Raw genomic sequence first — 21,366 nt, 5'->3', positions numbered from 1 at the left:
TGCGCAGCTGCGCCTGGGGTCGGTTACGCGCTGCGCGCTGCCGACGCGCGGGGCAATCGCTCTGCCCAGGCCGAGCGTAGCGAGGCAGTTGGGGCCGAGCGAAGCGATGGCCCGTGTGGAGCCCGCTCCCACCCCCTTCTGACCGTGCCGAGAAGCGCAGGGCCTGGGGTGAGCGCGTGCCGAAGGACACGCGCATCGTGAACTGACTCACCGCGGTTGTCCGAGCGGAGTTCTCCTGCAGGGAGAACGCAGCGAGTTCCGCGGTGCACCCCAGGACCGAGCATCGCAGGCTGCCCCACTCGCCCACCGGGCGAGTGGGGACACGGGCAGCGGGGTCGTCTTTTCTTGGCCTACCTTCTTTTGACGAAGCAAAAGAAGGTAGGTGCGCCGCCGGGCGCACACCCCGGCCTCCGCCCTTGAAACAGACACGCCATCGCCAGAGCATCAGTCCGCTGAAATTCCATCAGCTGCAGCCTGCGCAAAAGACCCCCACCCACCACAGCAGCACGGGTCCAGTCCGAGCAGGCGGCGTACGCTCAACCATCAATACCCCCCTCTCCTCCCCCCATACCCACCAGCGCTCCCGGCCAACGTCGACCCCCGCGGCTCCACCACCGCAAAGCGCAGCATCATCACCCCATACCGCGTCGCGCTCTGCAGGTCATCACGCAGCTTCACCACCAGCCCATCCTTGCGGTGGTAAAGCCGCCATTCCTCCAGCCAGTCGCCGCACGTGCTGAACACCTTGAAGCGCCCTGTCTGCATGCGCGTGAGCAAATCGCTGATGCCCGCCTCCAGGCCATTGCTGCCGTCTTCGAACGTGGCGCGCTCAGGCAGCAGGTTCACGCCCAGGGCGCGGTACTGGCCCGCGAGCTGCTCGCCGCTGCCCTTGTCGTGCTGCAGGCCGTCGTGCGGCCAGGCCACGGGCATCCAGCGGCCGCGCGCGGCGATCAGCGGGGCCTGCATGGCCACGCTGGTCTCGCGCACGCGGAAGGTGTCGTACACGTAGACGGTATCGGTGTCGCGGTCCCACGCCAGCCAGGCGGCTGCGGCCGGGTGGTCCCAGCCAAAGTCCAGGCCCACGATGCGCGGCCAGTGCGCGGGCAGCGCGAACGGCGGCACGACGATGGACTCCTCGGCCACCGGGAACACCTTGCCCGAGCCCAGCACCGGCACCCCGTTCATGCGCGCCTCGCGCTCGTGCAGGGGAAAGCTCTCGGCCAGCTCCTGCTTGGTCTTCTCGTCAAGGTGGGGCACGTCGTTCCAGCCGGCCTGGATGATGGCTTTGCTCATGGGATGCTTCCAAAATGCGAAGTAGGTAGGTGCAAGTGGCCTTGGGTTCGCAACGCCTGTGGCGCTCCTTGCGAGCAGACTTATTCATAGATTTGCACGAAACTGCAATTTCATTAATATCTATGAATGCCGCGACAAAACGCACCTCACTCGGAACACCCTTCAGCAGTGCTGCGCGAGATCGAGCAGCTTGGCCTGAACATCACCATCGCGCGCAAGCGGCGGGGAGAAACGCAGGGCCAGTGGGCCAGCAAGCTGGGCGTGTCGCAGCCCACCATGGCCCGCATCGAGCGGGGCGACCCGTCCGTGGCGATGGCCTCGTATGTGATGTGCATGTGGCTCATCAACCAGGCACATGGACTGGCCGACCTGGTGGCGCCGCTGCAGGACCATGCGGCGCTGGAGCGCGAGGTGCTCAAGGTGCGCCGGCAAGGTAAGCGGCCATTGCAGCAGAGGCCTGCTTCACGCGCAGTTGCGGCGCCCAAGCCAGCACGCAAAGCCGCCACCGCTCAGTCACGCGCTGCACGCCAGCGCGACACTGCCAAGCCCGGGCCCAAAGAAAAGAACTTGCCCACCACCGCCGCAGTCAAAGTGCCGGCAAAGAAAGCTCCGGCCAACACGGTAGCGGACTCAACCTACGACATTCACGAACGCATCCGCGCTTCTGCAGCCAAGGGCAATGCCACGGCGCAAGGCCTGGCGGCCCTGTTGCTGCAACCCCGGCCGAAGGCGCCATGACACCATGGCGATGCAGCCCGCTACCATCTCGCCGCTCACCCCCCTGGGCTCTGATGGGCCCGGCGCATTCCAACCTGGTGAACACGCAGGCGCTGTCATGGCTACTCACGGGTTCGTAGCTGACGATCCATCATCCTTGCATATTGATCACAGGACAATCAATACGCAAGGAAGTCAGTCCCCCTGGGCTGCGCCATCAGCCCCCACCACCACCCCCTTCGTCAAAAAATCCAACACCACCTCCGTCGCCCCCTCCAGCGGCGTAAACGTGATCGCAATCAGCCCCTGCGTCGTCGCGGTCCGCGTCAAACACTCGTTGTACACCGCCACCGGCGGCTCCTCGTCCAGCCACACCCAGTGCCGCGCGGTGCCCTCGAAGGCCTTGCGGCCCTGGTCGTAGGACTTGAAGCCGATGACCGATTCGCCGCCGCTCTGGTGGCGCACGCACAGGTAGTCGAGTGCGCCGTTGGCGCCAGCGCGGGGGCGGGCCTTGGCGATGTCGTCGGCGGGGACCATGCCGGTGCCGGGCTGGCCCGGCGGGCCGTAGAGTTCGAGCTGCACGATGTCGCGCGTGGTCTCCAGCGACTTGCCGGCGGCCCAGGCCTGGATGGGGCCGTCGAAGCGGCGCCCCTCCCACCAGGCAGGGTAGCGGCCCGTGAGGTGCAGGGCGGTTTCGTACGCGCCGCCGATGGTCTTGCCCACGCGGTTGCCGGCCATGAAGCAGCGCTCGCGGTGCGTGGCGCCGGCCTTGAAGAAGGCCAGGTGCCGCGCATACAGCGCGCGGCGCAGGGGGCCATCGTCCTGAAAGAAGCGGCGCATGCGCCAGCCGGCGAGCTTGTCGCGCAGCAGGGCTTCGATGGCCTCGATCTCTTCGATGGAGGCCTCGGCCAGCGCCTCGGGAAGGTGCGGCAGGCCCTTCATGTCAGGTAGCACTGTGCGACTTCTCCTTGATCGATTTCACCAGCTCCAGCGCCGCCAGCATGCCCTCGGCGCGGTCGGCGGGCATCTGGGCCAGGGCCTTGCGCAGCGGGTCGGGGGCGTCGTCGGCCTTCTTGGCGAACATGCCCAGGTGCGTGCCCAGCAGGTCCAGGGCCTTGAGCTTTTCGGGCGACTTGAACTTCTTGGCCAGCTCCAGCTGGCCGCCGGGGCCGATCTCCACCACCTCGATGGAGGCGATGGCGGCAGCGGTGGCGCAGTCGAGCTCCTGCACGCGCTTCAGGCTGCCGTCGCCGTTGAAGATCCTGCGGATGTCGAAGAAGGCGATGCTGGCCAGCTCGCGCACCACCATGGCGGGCGTCACGCCGTCCTCGGGCCCGCTGGCGCTGCCGCCATCTTGCGCCGCATCCTGGCCTGGCACGGGGGCGGCGGCAGTGGCTGTAGCAGCAACCGAAGGCACGGCCAGCAGGCGCGGCGCGGTGGGGCGGCCGCTCATGCCGCAGCCGCCCCGCGCACCAGGCGTTCCATCGCGGCGATCACGCGCAGGCGGTCGGCGTCGTGCAGGCATTCGCCGCGCAGCCAGTCGGCCGGGAAGAGCACGTTCACCGCGCCCAACGCCGCATAGGGCACCTGCTCGCGCGCTGCCTTGATGAGGGCCGTGGCGCTGCCCAGCGGGTGCAGATCGCCGCGCAGGTAGACCAGGCCCGACGCGGACACACCGGCGTGCAGGGGCGCGCTGCCCGGGGCCTGCAGTTCGATGAGGTGCAGGTCTTCTTCGCTGTGGTGATCAACGTCCATGGGCAAATCTCCTGGTGGTCTGTCAGGCGGGCATGGCCAGTGCCCGGCGCGCATCCATCTCCGACACACGCACATCGCCCCCCACGCGCCGCTGCAGGATGCTGTAGCGCTGCACCAGGCGCCGCCCGCGCGCGCTCGATGCGGGGCCGGGTGCGGACTGCACGGCCCCGGCCTCGCGCAGCTTGGCCAGGCAGCTGCTGATCTCGGGGTGCGATGTCTTGGGCAGGTCCAGCGCGGCGCCGATCTCGCCCAGCGTGAGCGGTTGGCCGACCCGGCTGTGCAACAGCTTTTCCACGCGCGACTTGAGTCCGCCGGCACGGATGCTGGTGATGGTGCGCGTGGGCATGGTCAGGGCCTGGGCGCAGGGCAAGGGTGCGGATGGGATGTGTGGCATGGCGATGGGCTCGCAGTCGGCAGGGGCAACGAGAAGGGATGGGCGGTCACGACCCGCCGGTACTCAAGGGCCAGGCGTCGCGGAGGGCTCTTGCATCAGCGGCGTGGCCATCAGCCTGTCGCGCCAGCTCTTGATGCGCTCGGCTGCAGTCTGCGAATAGCTCACCGACGGCAGTGGCGTACTCAGCGACGGCGGCGGGGGCAGCACCATCGGCAATGCGGCGGGCGGCATGGGCGGCTTGCTCGCGCAGGCCGTCAGACAGAGCGCGAGCGCGGGCAGCATCGCGCTGCAAAGCGGCTTCACGGGTGCGTGCAACATTGAGGGCTCCTTGGTATCGGATGGCAGTGGCGCGCTCGGCCGCCCATGCGGCCTGGCTGGCGCGTGCGCGCTCGCTGGCATGGCTGGCCTGCAGGCTGGTGATCTGCCCGCCCAGGCGCCAGCCCTGCACCTGCCAGGCGGCGGTGGCGGCCAGGGCCGCGCCGAGCACGGCGGCAGCGGTGTGGGTGATGAGCAGCGGTGCCATCAGCGCGCCCCTTCCAGATAGGCCACGGGCACATTGCCGAAGAAGCGCCAGAACGAGAGGACCGGGACACCATCGCGCCGAACCACGATGTTCAGGTCGGCCATGTCCGCCAGCGACAGCTCGCCGCGCAGCAGCGGCACGGGCTGGCCGGCCGCTGTGTGGCAGCGGTTGAAGCACTGCTCCGCAGGCACCCAGCCAGCCACGCTGCTGTAGCCCAGCACGGTGGCGCCCGATGTGGCCGTGTAGGTCACCGGCTGCGGCGTGGGCGGCATGGTCAGCAGCACCATGCCCATCACGATGTCCACCACCGCAGTCATGGCCGTGCCTCCAGCCCCTGCAGGCACGCCGCCGTCTCGGCCGCACGCCGGTTGGCCAGGCCTTGCACAAAGCGCATCTCGGGCTTGCCATCGGGCAGCATGCGGCCGGTGCGCACATAGCTCCACACCGGCTTGCCGCTGTCGGACACACCCAGCCGCCGGCAGCCCAGCGCCCAGTCGCCCGCGTTCCACGCCACCATGGCCTGGCTGGCGCAGGTGCTGCCCACGCCGTTGTTCCAGGCATGGCTGGTGGCCATGTCGAACACGCTTTGCGGCGGCAGCCGCGTGAAGCACTGGGCCAGGCGCAGCTGCAGCACCTCGATGGCGGCGCCCTCCTCCTGCGCGCAGCGCGCCGGCGTCCAGCGCTGGCCCACGACCACCGGCGTGCGGGTCACATGCCGCGTGATGCCCTTGCACACCGTGGGCAGGCCGCCGGCCAGCTTGTCGGCATAGACGAGGCCGGGGTCGCGCGCATCGGGCTCCCACTGGCCGAGGAAGGTGAGCACTGCGGCGCTGGCCAGCGCGAGGGAGCCGACCAGGTGGGGAAAGTAGCGCAGGCCGCGGTCGGCAGCAGCAGCAGGGGCACTCATTCGTCCACCCCCTGCTCGGCCAGGTCGGTGTCCGGCGTTTCCATGCCCCGGCGCAGCCGCGCCATGCGCAGCTCATGCTCGCGCGCATGGCGCCGGTTCGCCTCGCGCTTGTAGTACCAGGTGATCGCCAGGCCCGCCACGGCCACGATGGCGCCCACCAGGCCCAGGAACTCGTTGGAGGTGATCCAGCCAAAGCTGGTGAGCCCCGCGCCGGCCGCAATGGTCTTGCTGCCCGTAGCGCCTAGGGCGTCGATGGTTTCGTTTCTCATGGGTGCTGCTCCTTGCAGTCGCCGCCCCGGCCCTCGCCGCCTGGTGGGCGGGAGGAGGGCGAAAAAAAGGCCGCTGGTGCGGCTTGGTGGTTGGTGCATCGCAAAGAGCACAAGTCCATGGGCGATCAAGGATCGCTGCCCGCAGTCGTGGCGCATTGGTCATGCAACCTTGATGCGATGAAGCACGACCCAGGGCGAGACGACACCTCCAGTCGATGACTGCGCGGCCCACATTTGCGAAAGCGATTCCCCGCGGTTTTGTGAGGTCGAGCGGTTGGGCGGGTAGTACGTCGTGTTAGGAAGCATCGGTCGAGGAATCATCTGCACGTAATTGCCCTCGGTTTGCCAGGCCATGTAACGGTGAGAGCTGAAATCCAATGACGCGGCAGCGCCTGCGACGGTCCCCACGGGCAACAAGTCCCTGCCCGACATCCCTTGATAAGGTGAGAAAATGGACGCATCGCGAGGAGGTGCGATGCCACCGCCTGTGCTGGAGTTCTCCGCGTTGTAAATCGCTGCAACGGACAGCAATACTGGGTTGTTGCCGCTGACTCCAATGCGGGTGAAATAGGCATCACCCATCGTGTCGTAATTGCCGCTCGTACGGGTTGTTGTAATGGATATAGCATCACAACCACTGAACACCAAGCGTCTGGATTGATTGTTTCCTGATGCATGCCGAGCCAGGGCCACCCCAGCCACCGCCGTGCCCGCGCTGTCGGTCAGCACGTTGTACATAGCAGCAGCACTGACCGATGGCATCGAGCCTGCGGCAATGACCTGGTTCCCAACAACGTGGAACGCATCCACTGCCGACGCTGCAAAGAGATTCACAGCGCTCATGTTGACCGTCGCTCCGGTCGTGGTGATGATGGCGCCCTGCTGCGTACCGCTGTTTCCAGCGATGGCGGCGAAACGCCCGCTCGGCAGTTTGCGCACAGCCATACTTGACGCATCATTGCCGAGCGTGACCCCCGTACCCAGGGATGGGGTGGCACCAGACACCGTCAATACATGGAAGCTGGTGTTGAAGTTCACCAACGCGCGGCCGCCGCCCAGGTCAAAAGCGACTCTGGGATGCGCTTGCGTGACTGCAATGGCACCCGCTACCAGCGTAGGCGTCCCGATAGTGACTGTGGTTCCCGATACCGTGAAAACTGTCGCATAGGGGTAGTTCGAGCCCGAAGCCGGCGCCAGTAGGAGCGCGCCAACACCAGCCAACTCAACGAAATCATCAAACCGCTCGAATCCGACACTGCTGTTGGTCGCAATCGAACCTACCGTGATCGCGGTTCCGGAGATGGTGAGCACCAACGCGCGAACACCGCCAGAATTGAAGATCACCAGGAACTTGTCTGCAGCAATTTTGACTGCGCGTACTTGAGCTGTTCCTCCTCCACTGGTTGCAACAGTAGAAGCGGCAATCAATGTAGAAGCTCCAAGCGTACAAGTATTGCCATCCCAAACGGCGGCATAGATGCCGTCACTCGCAACAACCAGCATCAACTCTCGGCCGATGTCTACAGAAAGGACCCTGTGCAGTTCGCCCGCAATGCCAGATGCACCGGTCGGCATGTTCATGCTGAGCACCCCCCAGGGTGCAGCACCCCCCAGCCCCCACACGCCGGCTGCCGTGGAATTATCGGCAAGATTCACCATCACCGTAGCATTGGGTCGCGCAAACCCCAACGCCGTGCCCGCAGCGTTGCGGATCTCCACATCCACTCCCGCCTTGTTGATGAGCGCAAACAGGTTGGTGCCTGTGGGCATGGTGGTCGCGCTGGGCAATTGCACCCACTGCCCCGGCAAGCCGCCAGTGAGCGTTTGCACCGCCGCGCTTGCGCTGGAGAGGACCAGATTTCCCGCCGGCGCTCCAGCCCCCCCGGCACCACGGCCGTCCACGAACTCGTAGGTGCCAGCGCCCGAGACTCCCAGCAGCTTCCCTGCATCACCGGCGACTGGCTTGGGCAGATTGGTACCCTGCCCCGCCATGCTGATCACCCAATCGGTGAACGTGCCGCTCCCCCTGAAATCGCCACTCCCTACAACGATAGATAACGCCCCCGTTGCTGGGTCATTGGACGCCACTGTGCCTACCTGCTGAGTACTCACCGGGTCCGTGGCAAGGGCCATGATGATGCGCTGACCGGGGAAGAACAGCTTGCCGAGTTGACTCAACGTGAGGTTCTTCGTGCCTGCACCGATGGCCACACCGGTGGTGCTTGTGGCAAAGGCGCCGGGCGCATTGAGCGCGCTTGCGGCACTGGCCGCCGCAGCAGCTTCACTGGCCAGTGCCTGCGCAGCTTTTGCGACAGCAACACCCGAAGCGGCTATAGCCTCATCCGCATTCCCTTTCACATTGGCCGCAACAGCCGCCACCTCGGTAGCCAGCGTCTGCTGCGCCACGCTCCACGGATAAGCCCGGGCATTGAAGCTGCTGCGGTCATTCGGATCCGGTGGACTGGGCAGCGCGGTGATGTTCGGAGGATTGGTTGGCATCAGATGAGCCCTTTCACGTTGATGTTGATGGAGGCGTGCCCGAAGCTGTCGTAGCCCACGGGCGAGGAGGAAGCAATGCCGAAGACGTTCAGACCCTCGTAGCCTTTGGCGGGCGTGGCGAAGAAAGCCACCGGGCGGTCGAGCACGCGCTGCAGGGTCTTGAGCGCCGCGTCCGCGTGCTCGCGCGGCATGACCACGCTGGCGCGCAGGTTGGTGGCACTGTGGCGCTTGACGATGCTGGTGGTGCCGTCGTCATTGGTCTTGATGTAGCTGTATGTCACCGGCTCGGCCGATGCGCCGTATTGGGTGCCGCCCCACTGGGCCTCGTCGCTGATGAGCGGGATGTAGTCGCCCACCACGATCATCCCGATACCCACCGGCTGGCCCGCAGCCGCCGTGATGGTCAGCGTGAGCTCGGCCGCGGGGCGGATCGGGATGCCGGTGAACACCAGCTTGCCCACCGGCCGCGCGGTGGTGAAGAGGTACTCGTACCAGCCCAGTGGGTCGTCCACCAGGAAGCCCGAGCGCGCGTAGATCACCGCGCCGCCCGGTGCATCGCGCACCGTCACGCTGTACTGCCCGCCCGTCAGGCCATACAACGCCAGGCTATTGAAGTAACCGGGCTTGAGCACATAGGTCAAGCTGCCAGTGGCCAGCGCCTGCGTGCTGGTGTAGATGTCGAACGGCGCCATGCGGTCAGTGGGGCCGATGTCCACCCAGCGTGTGCCATCGCTTTCAGGCACAGGCGTCGTGGCACTGGTGTGCACTGCCGCGCACTTGTACTTGCGGTGCGTCGTTGCGCGGATGCGGATATCGCCCACCGCATAGGCCACCCCAGAGGCCCATGCCGTCTCGCCCGCCGAGGGCTCGGCAATGGTGGTGCCGGCACCGACCATGGTGTCCGTGATGGTGATGTTGTCGATGATGTTCATGTTTAAACGTTCTCCACGAGCATGGGGGCCTCGGGCCGCCCGTTGACGGCATCAGCAGTGCGCGTTGCGGCGTACTGCAGTTGGTCGTTTTGCTTGCGCACCTCGATCAGCTCGGCGCGCACGTCCTGCAGGGCAGAGACGATCTGCTGGTTGGCATTGCCTCCTGCCGTGGGGTCGTACGCCGTGGGTTCAACCAGGGCTGATGCGCTGTGGGCGGACTGCCTGGAGTAGTTGCCAGTGCCACCACCGTAGGCAGCGGCCCAGCCCATCTCCGCCTCCAGCTTCTGCAGGCTGCCAGGCGCAGAGCCCGCCATCTGCTCGGCCTGCGCCACGGTAAAGCCGCTGTCGCGGATGATGTTGTAGATCTGCTGAGGCGAAGCGCCTTCGCTGATGGCCTTGAGCGCAGCCTCCTTGATGGCGCTACCGCTGAACGCAACCCCAGAAGAGGTCTGCCCAGTGCCCGTGGTGAGGTCATAGCTGGCGCCACCGGCCCCTTTCAGCGTCGTCGTCGGCGTACGTGGCGTGGCCTGTGCACCGTTCATCGCGGTTGCCAGGCGATCAATGGCCTGCTCCACACTGAGTACGCTGGCGTCGATACCGCCCAAGGCTTCGACCTGCTGGCGCTGAACCTTCAGCTGTTCCTCCAGCGTTTCGAGCTGTGTCTTGGCCTTCTCCAACTGGTCGCCGCTGATGTCCTGCAACCCTTTGAGTTCATTGGCAAGAACCAATCGCTGGTAGTCAGACTCGGCCTGCGTGGCGAACATCTGCTGGCCCAGCGCCCCTGTGGCATTGCTGACCGCCTCGGTGAATTTCTCGCTGTCCGGCAGGTACCCCGTGCTCGTTGCAACGCGCAAGGCATTGCTGATGAAGGCGCGACCCTCATCGCCCTGGTACTGCACCGCACTCTCCACCTCGCCAAACAGCGACTTCGCCGCATCCCGTGCAGTCTCGAACACCGTGGTGAGCTCGGTGATGGCTTCGCTCAGAACCGTGCGCTGTGCATCCACCGCGCGCTCCAGCGCAGCGAAAGCGCTGTCAACGTCAGCATCCTTCAAGTCCGCCAGGGCACCAGCCGCACGCACGATGGCCAGGCGGGCTTCATCGGAAACTCCAGCCAGGTTGTAGATCTCCACAGCCGCTGCACCAATCTGCGCCTTGCTCAGGCCCATCAGTTGGTCGGTACTGACCTTGAGCCCTGCGGCATTCAAGTCGGCCGTGACCCTGTCGTATTGCGATTGCCGGCGCTGTGCAGGGCTCAGGTACTTGTCGACGACGCCGGGCAGCTCCTCGGCCAGCAATTTCTGCAGCTTGACCGCCTGCACGTTGTCGAACAGCGCGCGGTTGCTCCCATCCAGCGCATCACGCTGGCGGGTCAGCGCCTGGGTCGCATCGTCGGTCAGTGCATTGAGCTCGTCCTGCAGTCCATTGCGCTCGTTCTGCACGTCGATGGCGCGGCGGGTGGCCGTGTTGGCGTCGTACTGGGTCGCAATCTCCTGCCTGCGTACTTCGTCCAGGTCGGAGAATCCGGCCAGGTAGTTCTCACGCTCCAGCGCCTTGGCTTGCCCTTCCTTGCCCTGGGCCTTCAGCAGCTCCACCGACAGTGACTTGGCATCGTTGAGCAAGGCCTCCTTGGCGCCGGTGAACTTCTGGGTCAGTTCGTCAACAGCGTTGGTCAGGTTCTCAACCGCAGGTGCTGCTTGCGCCGCCCCTTGGTACAGGGGCGCGAGGTAGTTGGCGATGTCCATGACATCGCCATACAGATCCGGGTTGGACACGACCGAATTGACGGCGTTCCTGATGTCGCTCCCGGTGGCGCCCAACAGCTGTTCTGCCGAGACATTGATTCCCAGCTTTTCCAGCCGGCGCGAGCCGCTGCTAGCCAAGTACTGGCGGCGCTCCTCGTCACTGTAGTAGTTCTGCAAGAAAGCGCCCGTAGAGGCCGTAAAGCGCTCCAGCCCACCAAACGCTTCGATGAAGTCATCAGCAAAGTCGGCGAGGGCCAGGCTGCCTTGGTGGATGCCAAAGCCCAGGGCGTCGCTTGCTTCGTTGAGGGTGTTGAAGCTCGTCGCCAAGCGCGTGAGCGTATCGAAAGCGGTCTCGCCGGCTTTGGCGTACTCGCTAGGCTCATAGCGCTTGCGCGTGACCTGCTCGACCTTTACGTCATACAGCGCGTCAGACGACTCAGTCAATTGGCTCAGTTGCGTGCTCTTGACGACGTCCACCGTTTCGGTGATCCATTGCCCCAGCACCTCCTTCGCCATGCTTGCACCGGCTTTGCCAAAGGCGGCAGTGATCTTCTCCTGGATCTTTGCGTCGTCAAGCCCTTGGAAATTCAGGTCCTGCTGACTCAGGTCGAAGGTGAAGTCGGCGATCTTGTCGCCAGCCAGCCCAAGATCGTTGGCCATGCCAACAAGGTTCTTGCGAAACTCGCTGTAGCCTTTCTGTATGCCGTCCGACTGGGCCTGCACCAGCCCGATCATCCGCTCCATGTCTTCGTCGTAGGTTCCGAAATTCAGAATGCTGGATGCGGCGAGCGTGCTATCGTAAGCTTGGCCGTTGTAGATGGCAGAGGTGCCATTGACAGCACCCTCGGCCTTGAAACGTGCGATGGCCTCCTGGTCACGGCGCTTGAGTTCTCGATATCGCGCAAGTGGATCAGATGTCTCAAAGTCTGCGCCATAGAACAGGGTTCCCCCTGTACGCTCTTCCTCCCAAGGCGTAAGCGTGGCGCCGCCGAGTGTCCCTTTCAGACCAGAGCCGACAATGCTCTTGCTACGGAAAAATCCCATGGCGTTTGCTAGCACCGCCATGATGGCGGCATACCCCATGAAGCCCATGCCTGACGCCCCCGCACCTCCCAGCGTGTTGCCGAGCTGAGAGTTCACGCCAAACGATGCGGTTCCGTCTAGCGCGGCCTTGCTTGCAATTGGGCCAGCCATACCTGCAGGGGTTACCGCGCTGCCTCCCAGCCAACCCGAAATTGCATTGCCAACCGACCCCATCACCCCTTGGCCGGTGTAGGTCTGGTAGCCAATCTGGCCGACCGTCATCAGGTTGCCCAGCAGGCTGCCACTACCTGAGCCACCGCCCAGGGCTGCAAGCGGGCTGTTGCCCCCCCCCATGATGCCGGACACCAACGTGCTGAGAGCTCCCGAAATTGGGCTCACCATAGCGCTGATGGTCGGCTTGAGCACCAGGTTCTTGAACTGTTCTTTCAGAGCATTGCCAAGGTTCTTCCCGAAATCCTTGCCGGACTCCAATCCCTTCATGAACACATCGGTCAGACTTTTGTTGATGATTTCCGCCGTGGCCTTCCACTGCTCCTGGGCCTTCTTGGCAGCTTCCTCCGCCTTCGCAACCGCCTTCCCCTGAGAGTCTTTGGCTTGCGCGTCTGCAGCCTGCGTCTGTTCCTTGGCAGCTCCATCCTTCTTTGCCTGGGCCAAGGCCCGATACCCCTGAGCCTGCTGGATCAGCAGCGCATACGCGGCTTCATCCAGGTTCTTGTCCATCGCCTTGATCGCCTGCAGCTCCAGATCGACAGCCATCATCTCGAGCTTGGAGATTTCCAGTGCTGCAATGGCCTCTTTGCTCATGCCCATGCGCGTGTTGGCTTCCTCCTGGGCAACTACCTCTGCCTTGGTCTTCTCTATGCCAGAGGACAGCGAAGCGAGGTATTTCTCGCGAGACTGCAGGGCATCTTGATTGGCCTTGGTCTGTCTTTCCGCAGCAATCACCGCTTCATACTTGGTCTCGATATCTTTCTGCTCTCTCTCCGAGAATGTTTTCCAAGTAGCGCTAGCCTTCAATGCCAAGAACTCCGCCTCGGACTTGGTATAGCTGGTCTGCGCTGCCTTTGCAGCGGCAGCCTTCACGGGCATGTCCTCCAAATGCTTCATCAGCTTGTCGTATTCGGACAGCTCCTTTCCCGACGATGGCCGAGCGATTTTTGGTCGCGCAGCGCTTGCCAGAATGGCCCTCTCACGCTCAGCCATCTCGAGATTCATCCTCTTCTGAGCATCCTCGTCATTGAGACCGGTGTATGCGCTTTTGATTTTTTCGTTTTCCGCCTTAATCCGACGCTGAATTTTTTCCGCATCAGAAAGATATTGAAGGCTATCCTTTTCAACCTCAGCACGCGCCTTTACCCGCGTGGCTCGCTCTGCCTCCAACTGCGCGTTGATCTGATTGAGGGCGACCTGATTGTTGAGATCCGCAAGGCGATCAGTTGCCGCATTGAGATGCGACTCAAGATAAGTCGTATTGAGCCCCATTGCTTGGCGCGAAGCCAAATCTGCCTGCAGCTTGTCCACGACCTGCTGCTGCGCTGCATACTGGCCTTCAACGCCAACACTGCGACCCACGCTTTTCACGGCATCCAGAGCTTCCGAAACTGCGTCCTTGATATCTCGCCAGCCACGCTCAACCACACCAAGGTTTTGCTCTATCACCTTGCTGCGCTGGGTGAGCGCATTTGCAAATGCAGCTTGTGCCACATCCGCAGCCTCAGCTACCAACCCCTGCTCCTCCAACGACTTGATTTGCGCGTAAGTCGACTCAGTGAGGAAGTTCATTCCATTGTTGAGCTTTAGCACCGCACTCAAGGGATCTCCTTGTAGGCTCGCAAACTGCTTTGCCGTTTCAGACACAGCTTGTCCCGCAGCTCGCTCAAAGCCAATCGCAGCCTGTGTGTATTGCTCAAGGGTCGCCGCACCTGTAGCCCCCTGCGAGGCAAAGATGGCGAGAGACTCCGCAGCCTTTCCGTGGGTTCCAACCACCTCTTTGATACTCGCGGCCATCGCGTGCATCTGGCCTACCGTGGCACCCACTTCGTTTCCGCTCAAAACCAGCGCCTTCAAAAAAGCGTCGGACTCTTTACTTCCTTCGTTATAGGCGACAGCCAGCCCTGCCACCCCCGCAACCACCGCAGCGACAGCAACCGCAAAGGTCCCTGCGACGGCAGTACCCACACCCCCAATTGCAGCGCCAAGCTTCGTTGAAAATTCAGCGATGGGTTTCGCCGACATTACGAGATCCACGGCATCGCCAAGATCAGCAAGAGAGCCGACGACCTGGTTGGTCCGCTCCAAGAAGTCGACACCTGACGCACTCCCTGACTGCAGCGCAGAAGAGAAGTCGCCCAATTGCCCTGGCAAGCTCTGCATAGCACTCGACAAATCTGAGACCGCTTGCTGCATGCTCCCGAACACAGCCAGCTGCCCCGCCACGGCCTGCTTGATTTGCTGGGCCACAGACACCATGGCCTGGCCCTGTGCCAGGTACTGCGCGTTGGCTTGAACTGCATCGGCGGTTTGATCAATGGCCATACTCAACCTCTCATGGATATGGCCCGCCAAGCGCAAGCCAAAAACAAAGAAGCCACCCGAAGGTGGCTTGCACTAACATAACAAGACGTGACCTGGCGGCCCGTGGGACTGCCTCAGTCCCTGCTATTCATCTCTTCCAACGCCGCCCGCTCGATCACCTGCACATCCACAAAGATCGCATCGCGCTCGTCATCGGTCTTGCCCCGATGCAAACGGTCCAGCGTCGCAAACACGGCCGGGTAGTCCAGCCCCGTCGCCCCGCCCATGCCCACGCGCCACTGGGTGCTCACGCTGCAAAACAGCAGGCAGGCATCCACGTGCTCGGGCCAGACTTCCACGTCCTGCTCGGGGAAGTCGCTGGGCCGCATGCCCCACACGGCCAGCTCGGATTCATCGGGCGGCTTTTGGTAGGGCGCGCGCCCGATGGCCTTCAGTTTCCCAGGCGCAGGCCTTCGCGGGTTTCGTTGTAGGCCTTGAACACGGCCTCGGCGGCGCCGGGGTAGCTGTCGCACATGTCGACCAGGGCGTCCACGCCCAGGGGTTCGTCCAGGTCCCAGCCGGTGACGATCTGCACGATCAGCTCGGCGCTGTGCCGGGCGCGCAGGCTGGCGATGTCGCTTTCCTTGACGGGCTTGATCAGCGCGGTGATGGCCGCTTCCTTGGCGTCCGCGTCCGACACGTCCACCGCATCGGTGGCCGCAGTAGTAGCGGCCGCCGTCTTCTTGCCGGCGGGCTTCTTGGCGGCGGCGGGCTTGTCCTTCTGCTCGGCGGCATGGGCCTTCTCGGCCTCCTGGCGCGCGGCGTCGAACAGGGTCTGCACGGTCTTGCCGATGGCTTCGGCGTGCTGCTCGCGCATCTTGGCCCACACGGTGGAGGGCAGGTGGCGGGCGTCGAAGTTCACTTCGTCGAGCCCGTGCGGCGTGGGCACTTCCACCTTGAGTGCGAAGGACTTGGGGGTGGACTTGCCGATAACGAGTTTGGCCATGGTGATTTTCTTTCGAGGGAGAAACAGTCAACAAAAACGAAAAGCCCGTGCCCAGCCCTGCCGCCCCCTCGAAGGAGCGAACAGGGCCGGGTCGGTGCAGGGGGTGCCTGCACGGCCAGAGCAAGCTGTAGCGGTGCAGACGAAGGGAGAAACAGGCGCCTCACGGCGCCTGGCACGCTCAGTAGCGCGTGGGGCGGCCTTGCAGCGAGATGGTGGCGCGCACCTGCATCACGCTGCCCTTGGTCAGCGTGGGCGTTTCGTTGAAGGACACGAAGCCGTTGTAGAGCAGCACGGCGCCGTTGGGCAGGGTGACCTTCAGCGCGCGGATGGCGCGGGCTTCGCCGGCGGCCTTGAGGGCCTGGTAGCCGGGCAGCGATGGGTCGTCGCCGATGCCGATCTGGATCGACTGGGCGCTGGTCACCGTGGGCAGCTGGCGTTCGTAGTCTTCTTCCAGAAAGGAGAAGTTGGCGAACTGCTGGTCACCGCCGCTGGTGGTGAACTCCAGGATCTGCGGGATCTGCGTCCAGGCCGTGATCTCGCGCAGGCTGCCCACGCCGGTGCCGGCCGCGAAGCGGTTGGTGTCCGTCGTGTCGATGCCGGTCACGTCCAGCGCGTTGGTAGCCACGTTGGCGGCCTTGAACACGCGGTCACTGATCTTCTGCCAGCCCGACTTGAGCTCGTAGAAAGCGCCGTTGAGCAGACCGTGCGCGGCCGAGGTGATGACGCCGGGGTTGGCGTTGGTGATGGCGGTCACGGTCTTGACCGAGCCGTAGGTGGTTGCAATGGCGATGGTTGCGCCGTCGGGCAGAGATACAGCCATGGAATGGGCCTTTCAGTGGAGAAAATGAAGTGACAAACAAACAAACAAAAAAGCCGCATCAAACAAGTGCGGCGCAAGGTCTGCGTGGCATGGGGCAGGCGTGTCCCCCGGAAGATCCAGGAGAGCGGCCTGCCGCGGGGCAGAGTGAACGGTGGGTCAGGATTGCTGCGGCGGCTGCTGCTTGTGCAGCCACTGCTCCCAGGCGGTGATCGCGCCCTTGGCCAGGCGGATCAGGGTTTCATGCAGTGCTTTGGTGGCAGGGTTCATGGAGACCTCGGCGAATGGATGTTGGCGCACGCCGCAACGCGCGCGCAGCGCGGGTGCGCCATGCACGTGGGACAGTAGAAAAAGGAGGGAGAACGAAACCAGGGCCGCTGCCAACAAAGCAGGGCCGCAAAAGCAAAAAATCCCGCAAGGCAAACCATGCGGGATTGACAAAAATTCAAGACGACACACCACCCCAACCATCTACCGCAGTCGCTACAGGCGAGGAGCCAGGCTGTGGCTGCGGGCAATCAACAGAGGGGCGACGGGCGAGAGGGTAAGCACCCTCTGCAATCGTCTGGTGCAATTCTAACCGCGGTGCATGGCGTTGTGCAAGCGTTTTTTCATCGACTGGTTTCTACGGCTCACACAATCGTCCAGCATGTTGAGCAGGCGGCGGCCGTCCTGGCCCATAGGCTCGCTTGCCTTGCGGCTGCCGCCGCAGGCCTTGCACAGGCGCCCCAGCATGGGGGTGCCGGGCACTAGCGCGCTGCCGCGGCCCAGGCAGGCGCGGCAGGTCGGGTCGAGCCAGTAGCACACGCTGGTGCGCGCCAGCGTGCGCGCATCGGCCAGGCCCTTGGCAGCGGCCCAGCGCTCCACGGCTTCGAGCACCTGCGCCAGCGAGCGCAGGCGCGAGAGCAGTTGCACGACATCGGCATCGGGGTGGCTGCGGCGCTGGTGCGCCACGCTGTCCTGGGTGAAGCGTGGCGCTGCCACGCTGTCCCACTCGCCGCGCAGGCGCATCAGCGCACCGCCCAGCATGCCGGGCGACCAGCCGGCGGCGATCAGCACGTCGGCATCGCCACGGCGGTCGGGGTCCACCTTGAGGTTGGAGGACGAGGTGCCCGCGCGGGTGTAGGCCTCTTCCACGGTGCGGTGGTGGTTGGTGTGGTGGTCGCTCATCAGCATGCTCGTCCTGGAGGGTGGTTGTTGGTGTGGGTGTCGATGTCGCGGCCATCGGCAGCAACGCTGCGCGGCTCGCATGGCAACACGCCGCAGCGCGCGGCGTTGTCCTGCAGTGCCATAAGGCGCCGGTACTCCGCCAGCACCACGGCATGGCCCGCGGCGGCGCCGGCCGCGCCGAACACGGCGGCCAGCTCGCCCTGGTAGGCGTCGGTGTGCACACCCCCCTTCACCGAGCGCCAGAACTGCGGGCCCTGCGCCAGCGCGCGGACCTTGCAGCCGTGGCAGTGGGCGCGAAACAAAGGGCTGTGCGCGCGGGTCTGCGCGGCCTGGCATGCGGGGCATGGCGGCCCTGCCCCATCGCTTTGCAGATCGCTTTGCAGCAGCGCGCAGACAGCGGGTTCCGTCCCCGGGCGCGGGGCAGCCAGAAGCGCGGCGCTCATGCCCAGCCCTCCTCGACCATGGCGATGAGCCGCTGCAGGGTGGTGCGGTCCATGGCCGGCAGGATGAGCTGCAGCACCGCATCGAATGCCGCCGCGTAGAAGCGCTCGAAGGTCTGCTGGTCCATGGCCTCATAGCGGATCGACTGAACAATGGGCACCGCCCTGCCAGTGCGCGGGTCGATGGCATCGTCGCAGTAGCCAGCCGCCAGTTTGGCGGCCACCAGCGCCTTCTCGCGCGTGTCGTAGATCTCGCTGTTCTCGGCCACCACCTGCAGCAGCGCAAACAGGCGCCGGTGCTGCGGGCCGTTGCGCGGGCGGCTCCACTCCATGCGCAGGCAGGTGCCGGGTTTCATCACCTCCAGCTTGCGCGTGAAACGGGCCCAGGCGTCCTGGTCGTCCGGCGTGGTGCCGCGCAGGCCTTCGGCAGATTTGATGAGCATGGCTTTCATGGGTGGTACGTCCTTTCTGCGGTGGTGGTGTTCAGGGCTTGGGCTGCGGGGCCCGGGTGGCAGGCCGGCCGGCGCACCCCGGTCGCGGCACGCAATGCGCCGGGCCGTTGGAGGGGTGCTGCAGCCGCCAGGGGGCCCGCCGATGCCAGTGCGCGCAATGCAGCGCGGTCCATGGCGGGGCTGGCCTGCGGTGCGCGCACGGCAAGGGGCTGCGCACTGCGCGGCGCGGGCGAAGGCGCTCGCGCTGCAACCAGCGGCATGACGGTCTGAGCGCTGGGTACGGCCTTCTTTTCGGCACGCGGCGCAGCCGAGTCCTCAGCAGTCGCGGCACGCGGCGCAGCCGCGAGGGCCTGCAGCGAGTGAAAACGCACCGCCGTCTTGCCCGCCGCGCTGCCGCCCTCGTACACCAGGCGCGCGCGCTCCGCATTGCCAATGAATGCGATGCGCGGCGGGGGCAGGCCGACCTTGGCGTACTCGCTGTCGGGGCTGCGGTCGCCGCCCAGGCAGCGCGGGTAGTCGAAGGTTCCGCGCCCGGTGTAGGCGCGGTGGCTTTCGCAAAAGCGGTGCTGCAGGTAGCCCAGCTCCTTGAGGTCGGTGCGGCACACCTTGGGCCAGCCGCCCAGGTCCAGCACGGCCGCGTGGATGGCCGGGTCGTCGAACACCACGTCGGTGTAGGCGCCCACGCTGCCCATGGCCTCCAGCGTCTTGCCCCAGGCCAGGGCCGCACGGTCGGCCGCCGTGCCGGCGAGGATGCGCACCACATCGGCCACGCGCGGCGCAAAGCGGCCGTGCTCGGGGTCGGTGGCATGGCGCTGCATGGCCTGGTGGATCTGCGCCAGCTCGAACGGCTGGCACGCGCCCCACCACAGGTCCAGCACAAAGCGGCTGGCGTCCTGCCGGTAGTAGGCGAGCACGTCGGTGATCAGCTGCGCAAACGCGCTGCGTTCAGAGGGCTGCATGCGGGGGCTCCTTTCCATGGGTGGGTGGGTGATCGACTGCATCGGACGGCCCAGGCACCTCGGCCGCCCAGGCATCGGCCACGCTGCGGTTGCGCTGCTCCAGCGCCTCCTGCCGGTTGGCCGGCGCATGCAGCACGCCCGCCATGTGCATGCCTGCAGTGCCGCCGCCGCGCTGCCCTGCAGCGCGCATGCACACGGCCTTGAGGTACTGGGCCGGGTCGGCCGGGCGCGCCACGCAGGCGGCACTGACGGCCTCGGCCACGATGTCGCTGCCATGGTCCTTGCACAGCCGGCCGATGAAGCTGCCGCACTGCGCACGCGGCATGCCGGCCTGCTGCAGCAGCGATTTGCCCGCGGACCACAGCGCATCGCGCGTCAGCCCGCTGGCGGGCGCCGTGCCCACCGCGCTGCCCTGCCCCGGGGCCGGTGCGGCGCCGCCCGTTGCGCCAGCAACGGTGCTGCTGCCCCCTCCAAAAAGATCCGTTCCATCTCCATCTCCTTCTCTTTCTCTTTCTCCGTCTCGCTCTCGGCTCCGTTCCTTTCGGTTCCCTTTAAGGCCGGTTTCCGGTGGATTGCCGGCGGACGGGTGCAGGACTTCCGGCGGAAAGCCGTCGCCCTGCGGCGCCATGCCGTGCGGGTAGGCACCGGTCTTCCACAGCGCCTGCGGGGGCACGCAAAGCAGCGGCTTGCCCTCCTTGGCGCGCCTGGCGTTTTCCTTGCGCAGGCGGTCGCAGTACTTCTCGTAGGCGTACTTCTCCTTGGCGGCAAAGGCCGCAATGGCCTTCTCGGCCACCACCGGGTGGTACAGGCGCCCATCGGCGCACTTCACAAAGCCGTGCAGCGCGGCGGCGCGCACCTTCTTCCATTCCTTGAGCACGCGGCCATAGCCGGCCAGGTTGGCCAGCTCCACGTCGTCATCGGGCAGCGAGGCCGCCGGCACCTGGTGCCAGGCCGCGCACCACAGCAAGATGCCCGCGCGAAACGCCTCGCCCTCGGCCGCCGCCGCGAACTTCGAGTCGCGCAGGCGCCGCACATCGAGCTCCATGTACGCAAAGTCGCTCAGGTCGCAGGCGGGCACGGTCAGCGGTGCAGGCAGGCCTGCGCTGCGCTGGGCGTTGCTGCTGCCGTCATTGCTGCTGCTGCTCACGCCCCCTCCTGCCCCGGGCCTGCGGCATAGGCCTCGTTGAACTGCACCCACAAGTCCGAGCCATGCTCGTAGTGGTTGGCCTCGGCCAGCGGAATGTGCTGCGCCGCAGCCGATTGCGCGGCAGCACGCAGTACTTCGGGCGTCAGGCGCTGCAGCACCATCACTGCCTCCAGTCGCGCACAATGCGGCGGCTCTTGTCCAGGCTGGCCCGCGACTGGGCCCGGCCCTCGATGCAGATGGAGCCCCGCACCCGCGGGGCCAGGCCCACCGTGCGCAGGCCCCTGCGGTTGAACAGCAGCACCGGGCCGCCAGGCACCTCGGGCCGGTGGTGCGCAGAAGCACTGCGCGCAGCATCGGCACCGCGCGGGCGCACCGACTCGAAGGCATTGGGGCCCGCATGGATGGGGGATGGTGGTGATCGCATGGCTCGTCAAACTCCTCACAAGGCGTGCGGGCGCCCACGCTCCCGCAGGAGCGCACGGGTGGGCCCATCACAAAAGAAAAGAAAAAACACCCGGCGCCGCACAAGGCAAACAAGGCAGGCAGCGCCGGGTCGAAGGCCGTGGCGCCTGCTGCATCAGCGCCACGGCAGGAGAAACCAGGGGATCAACCGTCCCCGCACCCGAAGTCCACCGACGCGGCTGGCCCCCGGGATCGCGGCAACATGCCCGCAAAGTCCACCGCCCCTTGCGTCAGGGCATGCAGCTCGCGCATGCGGCTTCGGGGCACCGCCCTGCGCCAGTGCGTGATGGCGCTGGGCGTCAGCCCAAAGTGCTCGGCGAC

23 protein-coding genes are annotated in these 21,366 nt (G+C 65.4%); 1 reads left to right on the top strand and 22 read right to left on the bottom strand.

Annotation, left to right across the window (positions count from 1 at the left end; translation table 11 throughout):
- Nucleotides 1-543 precede the first annotated feature (543 nt).
- A complete protein-coding gene (locus tag U5N23_RS09580) occupies nucleotides 544-1,293 on the bottom strand; it encodes a terminase (protein ID WP_322592580.1) in 750 nt (249 codons plus the stop codon).
- Between the two features lie 126 nt (nucleotides 1,294-1,419).
- On the opposite strand from U5N23_RS09580, the gene U5N23_RS09575 reads away from it, so the two are divergent.
- Nucleotides 1,420-2,031: an XRE family transcriptional regulator gene (locus tag U5N23_RS09575; RefSeq protein ID WP_322592579.1), complete on the top strand. Its 612-nt coding sequence runs from the start codon at nucleotides 1,420-1,422 to the stop codon at nucleotides 2,029-2,031.
- Nucleotides 2,032-2,205: 174 nt separating this feature from the next.
- Here U5N23_RS09575 and U5N23_RS09570 read toward each other — a convergent pair whose 3' ends face one another.
- The 21 genes from U5N23_RS09570 to U5N23_RS09470 form a co-directional block, all read right to left on the bottom strand.
- Nucleotides 2,206-2,952, bottom strand: coding sequence for a terminase large subunit domain-containing protein (locus U5N23_RS09570; RefSeq protein WP_322592578.1), 747 nt, complete (start codon nucleotides 2,950-2,952; stop codon nucleotides 2,206-2,208).
- Nucleotide 2,953: 1 nt separating this feature from the next.
- On the bottom strand, nucleotides 2,954-3,463 hold the full coding sequence (locus U5N23_RS09565) for a terminase small subunit (protein WP_322592577.1): 510 nt from the start codon (nucleotides 3,461-3,463) through the stop codon (nucleotides 2,954-2,956).
- Entirely contained in the window at nucleotides 3,460-3,765 is a 306-nt protein-coding gene (locus tag U5N23_RS09560) for a hypothetical protein (protein ID WP_322592576.1), read from the bottom strand. The genes U5N23_RS09565 and U5N23_RS09560 overlap by 4 nt, the downstream gene beginning before the upstream one ends.
- Nucleotides 3,766-3,787: 22 nt before the next feature.
- A complete protein-coding gene (locus U5N23_RS09555; protein ID WP_322592575.1) occupies nucleotides 3,788-4,159 on the bottom strand; it encodes a hypothetical protein in 372 nt (123 codons plus the stop codon).
- 46 nt (nucleotides 4,160-4,205) lie between these two features.
- Nucleotides 4,206-4,682 carry a hypothetical protein gene (locus U5N23_RS09550; RefSeq protein WP_322592574.1) on the bottom strand — a complete coding sequence of 159 codons (477 nt, stop codon included), beginning with the start codon at nucleotides 4,680-4,682 and terminating at the stop codon, nucleotides 4,206-4,208.
- A complete protein-coding gene (locus tag U5N23_RS09545) occupies nucleotides 4,682-4,999 on the bottom strand; it encodes a hypothetical protein (RefSeq protein ID WP_322592573.1) in 318 nt (105 codons plus the stop codon). The genes U5N23_RS09550 and U5N23_RS09545 overlap by 1 nt, the downstream gene beginning before the upstream one ends.
- On the bottom strand, nucleotides 4,996-5,589 hold the full coding sequence (locus U5N23_RS09540) for a lysozyme (RefSeq protein WP_322592572.1): 594 nt from the start codon (nucleotides 5,587-5,589) through the stop codon (nucleotides 4,996-4,998). Before U5N23_RS09540 ends, U5N23_RS09545 begins: the two co-directional genes overlap by 4 nt.
- Nucleotides 5,586-5,858: a holin gene (locus U5N23_RS09535; protein ID WP_322592571.1), complete on the bottom strand. Its 273-nt coding sequence runs from the start codon at nucleotides 5,856-5,858 to the stop codon at nucleotides 5,586-5,588. Before U5N23_RS09535 ends, U5N23_RS09540 begins: the two co-directional genes overlap by 4 nt.
- A gap of 159 nt (nucleotides 5,859-6,017) precedes the next feature.
- Complete coding sequence (locus tag U5N23_RS09530; protein WP_322592570.1) at nucleotides 6,018-8,357, bottom strand: hypothetical protein; 2,340 nt, start codon at nucleotides 8,355-8,357, stop codon at nucleotides 6,018-6,020.
- Entirely contained in the window at nucleotides 8,357-9,289 is a 933-nt protein-coding gene (locus U5N23_RS09525) for a hypothetical protein (protein WP_322592569.1), read from the bottom strand. The genes U5N23_RS09530 and U5N23_RS09525 overlap by 1 nt, the downstream gene beginning before the upstream one ends.
- A 2-nt stretch (nucleotides 9,290-9,291) precedes the next feature.
- Nucleotides 9,292-14,613, bottom strand: a complete 5,322-nt coding sequence (locus U5N23_RS09520; protein WP_322592568.1) for a phage tail length tape measure family protein — start codon at nucleotides 14,611-14,613, stop codon at nucleotides 9,292-9,294.
- Between the two features lie 113 nt (nucleotides 14,614-14,726).
- A complete protein-coding gene (locus U5N23_RS09515; protein ID WP_322592567.1) occupies nucleotides 14,727-14,981 on the bottom strand; it encodes a DUF1799 domain-containing protein in 255 nt (84 codons plus the stop codon).
- Between the two features lie 62 nt (nucleotides 14,982-15,043).
- Nucleotides 15,044-15,598 carry a phage tail assembly chaperone gene (locus tag U5N23_RS09510; RefSeq protein WP_322592566.1) on the bottom strand — a complete coding sequence of 185 codons (555 nt, stop codon included), beginning with the start codon at nucleotides 15,596-15,598 and terminating at the stop codon, nucleotides 15,044-15,046.
- Nucleotides 15,599-15,776: 178 nt separating this feature from the next.
- The gene (locus tag U5N23_RS09505) at nucleotides 15,777-16,418 is read right to left on the bottom strand and encodes a phage tail protein (RefSeq protein ID WP_322592565.1); all 642 of its coding nucleotides are present in this window, start codon (nucleotides 16,416-16,418) and stop codon (nucleotides 15,777-15,779) included.
- 573 nt (nucleotides 16,419-16,991) lie between these two features.
- Nucleotides 16,992-17,585, bottom strand: coding sequence for a hypothetical protein (locus tag U5N23_RS09500; RefSeq protein WP_322592564.1), 594 nt, complete (start codon nucleotides 17,583-17,585; stop codon nucleotides 16,992-16,994).
- Nucleotides 17,585-18,028 carry a hypothetical protein gene (locus tag U5N23_RS09495; RefSeq protein ID WP_322592563.1) on the bottom strand — a complete coding sequence of 148 codons (444 nt, stop codon included), beginning with the start codon at nucleotides 18,026-18,028 and terminating at the stop codon, nucleotides 17,585-17,587. The genes U5N23_RS09500 and U5N23_RS09495 overlap by 1 nt, the downstream gene beginning before the upstream one ends.
- Entirely contained in the window at nucleotides 18,025-18,477 is a 453-nt protein-coding gene (locus U5N23_RS09490) for a hypothetical protein (protein ID WP_322592562.1), read from the bottom strand. The genes U5N23_RS09495 and U5N23_RS09490 overlap by 4 nt, the downstream gene beginning before the upstream one ends.
- Entirely contained in the window at nucleotides 18,474-19,436 is a 963-nt protein-coding gene (locus tag U5N23_RS09485; RefSeq protein WP_322592561.1) for a DUF6475 domain-containing protein, read from the bottom strand. Before U5N23_RS09485 ends, U5N23_RS09490 begins: the two co-directional genes overlap by 4 nt.
- Nucleotides 19,423-20,583, bottom strand: a complete 1,161-nt coding sequence (locus U5N23_RS09480; protein ID WP_322592560.1) for a DUF1376 domain-containing protein — start codon at nucleotides 20,581-20,583, stop codon at nucleotides 19,423-19,425. Before U5N23_RS09480 ends, U5N23_RS09485 begins: the two co-directional genes overlap by 14 nt.
- On the bottom strand, nucleotides 20,580-20,744 hold the full coding sequence (locus U5N23_RS09475; RefSeq protein ID WP_322592559.1) for a hypothetical protein: 165 nt from the start codon (nucleotides 20,742-20,744) through the stop codon (nucleotides 20,580-20,582). Before U5N23_RS09475 ends, U5N23_RS09480 begins: the two co-directional genes overlap by 4 nt.
- Complete coding sequence (locus U5N23_RS09470; RefSeq protein ID WP_322592558.1) at nucleotides 20,744-21,007, bottom strand: hypothetical protein; 264 nt, start codon at nucleotides 21,005-21,007, stop codon at nucleotides 20,744-20,746. Before U5N23_RS09470 ends, U5N23_RS09475 begins: the two co-directional genes overlap by 1 nt.
- Between the last annotated feature and the right edge of the window lie 359 nt (nucleotides 21,008-21,366).

This window comes from Acidovorax sp. (assembly GCF_034519795.1).
Taxonomy (GTDB): Bacteria; Pseudomonadota; Gammaproteobacteria; order Burkholderiales; family Burkholderiaceae_C; genus Acidovorax.
Note: the sequence above shows the minus strand (reverse complement) of the source record. Positions and strands in the feature narration are given on the sequence as shown.

Coding starts and splice junctions, on each gene's coding strand:
- U5N23_RS09580 (WP_322592580.1), bottom strand. CDS start 1,293: ATGAGCAAAGCCATCATCCAGGCCGGCTGGAACGACGTGCCCCACCTT.
- U5N23_RS09530 (WP_322592570.1), bottom strand. CDS start 8,357: ATGCCAACCAATCCTCCGAACATCACCGCGCTGCCCAGTCCACCGGAT.
- U5N23_RS09500 (WP_322592564.1), bottom strand. CDS start 17,585: ATGAGCGACCACCACACCAACCACCACCGCACCGTGGAAGAGGCCTAC.
- U5N23_RS09540 (WP_322592572.1), bottom strand. CDS start 5,589: ATGAGTGCCCCTGCTGCTGCTGCCGACCGCGGCCTGCGCTACTTTCCC.
- U5N23_RS09570 (WP_322592578.1), bottom strand. CDS start 2,952: ATGAAGGGCCTGCCGCACCTTCCCGAGGCGCTGGCCGAGGCCTCCATC.
- U5N23_RS09555 (WP_322592575.1), bottom strand. CDS start 4,159: ATGCCACACATCCCATCCGCACCCTTGCCCTGCGCCCAGGCCCTGACC.
- U5N23_RS09475 (WP_322592559.1), bottom strand. CDS start 20,744: ATGGTGCTGCAGCGCCTGACGCCCGAAGTACTGCGTGCTGCCGCGCAA.
- U5N23_RS09515 (WP_322592567.1), bottom strand. CDS start 14,981: ATGCGGCCCAGCGACTTCCCCGAGCAGGACGTGGAAGTCTGGCCCGAG.
- U5N23_RS09485 (WP_322592561.1), bottom strand. CDS start 19,436: ATGCAGCCCTCTGAACGCAGCGCGTTTGCGCAGCTGATCACCGACGTG.
- U5N23_RS09545 (WP_322592573.1), bottom strand. CDS start 4,999: ATGACTGCGGTGGTGGACATCGTGATGGGCATGGTGCTGCTGACCATG.
- U5N23_RS09550 (WP_322592574.1), bottom strand. CDS start 4,682: ATGGCACCGCTGCTCATCACCCACACCGCTGCCGCCGTGCTCGGCGCG.
- U5N23_RS09560 (WP_322592576.1), bottom strand. CDS start 3,765: ATGGACGTTGATCACCACAGCGAAGAAGACCTGCACCTCATCGAACTG.
- U5N23_RS09535 (WP_322592571.1), bottom strand. CDS start 5,858: ATGAGAAACGAAACCATCGACGCCCTAGGCGCTACGGGCAGCAAGACC.
- U5N23_RS09565 (WP_322592577.1), bottom strand. CDS start 3,463: ATGAGCGGCCGCCCCACCGCGCCGCGCCTGCTGGCCGTGCCTTCGGTT.
- U5N23_RS09510 (WP_322592566.1), bottom strand. CDS start 15,598: ATGGCCAAACTCGTTATCGGCAAGTCCACCCCCAAGTCCTTCGCACTC.
- U5N23_RS09495 (WP_322592563.1), bottom strand. CDS start 18,028: ATGAGCGCCGCGCTTCTGGCTGCCCCGCGCCCGGGGACGGAACCCGCT.
- U5N23_RS09575 (WP_322592579.1), top strand. CDS start 1,420: ATGCCGCGACAAAACGCACCTCACTCGGAACACCCTTCAGCAGTGCTG.
- U5N23_RS09490 (WP_322592562.1), bottom strand. CDS start 18,477: ATGAAAGCCATGCTCATCAAATCTGCCGAAGGCCTGCGCGGCACCACG.
- U5N23_RS09470 (WP_322592558.1), bottom strand. CDS start 21,007: ATGCGATCACCACCATCCCCCATCCATGCGGGCCCCAATGCCTTCGAG.
- U5N23_RS09520 (WP_322592568.1), bottom strand. CDS start 14,613: ATGGCCATTGATCAAACCGCCGATGCAGTTCAAGCCAACGCGCAGTAC.
- U5N23_RS09525 (WP_322592569.1), bottom strand. CDS start 9,289: ATGAACATCATCGACAACATCACCATCACGGACACCATGGTCGGTGCC.
- U5N23_RS09505 (WP_322592565.1), bottom strand. CDS start 16,418: ATGGCTGTATCTCTGCCCGACGGCGCAACCATCGCCATTGCAACCACC.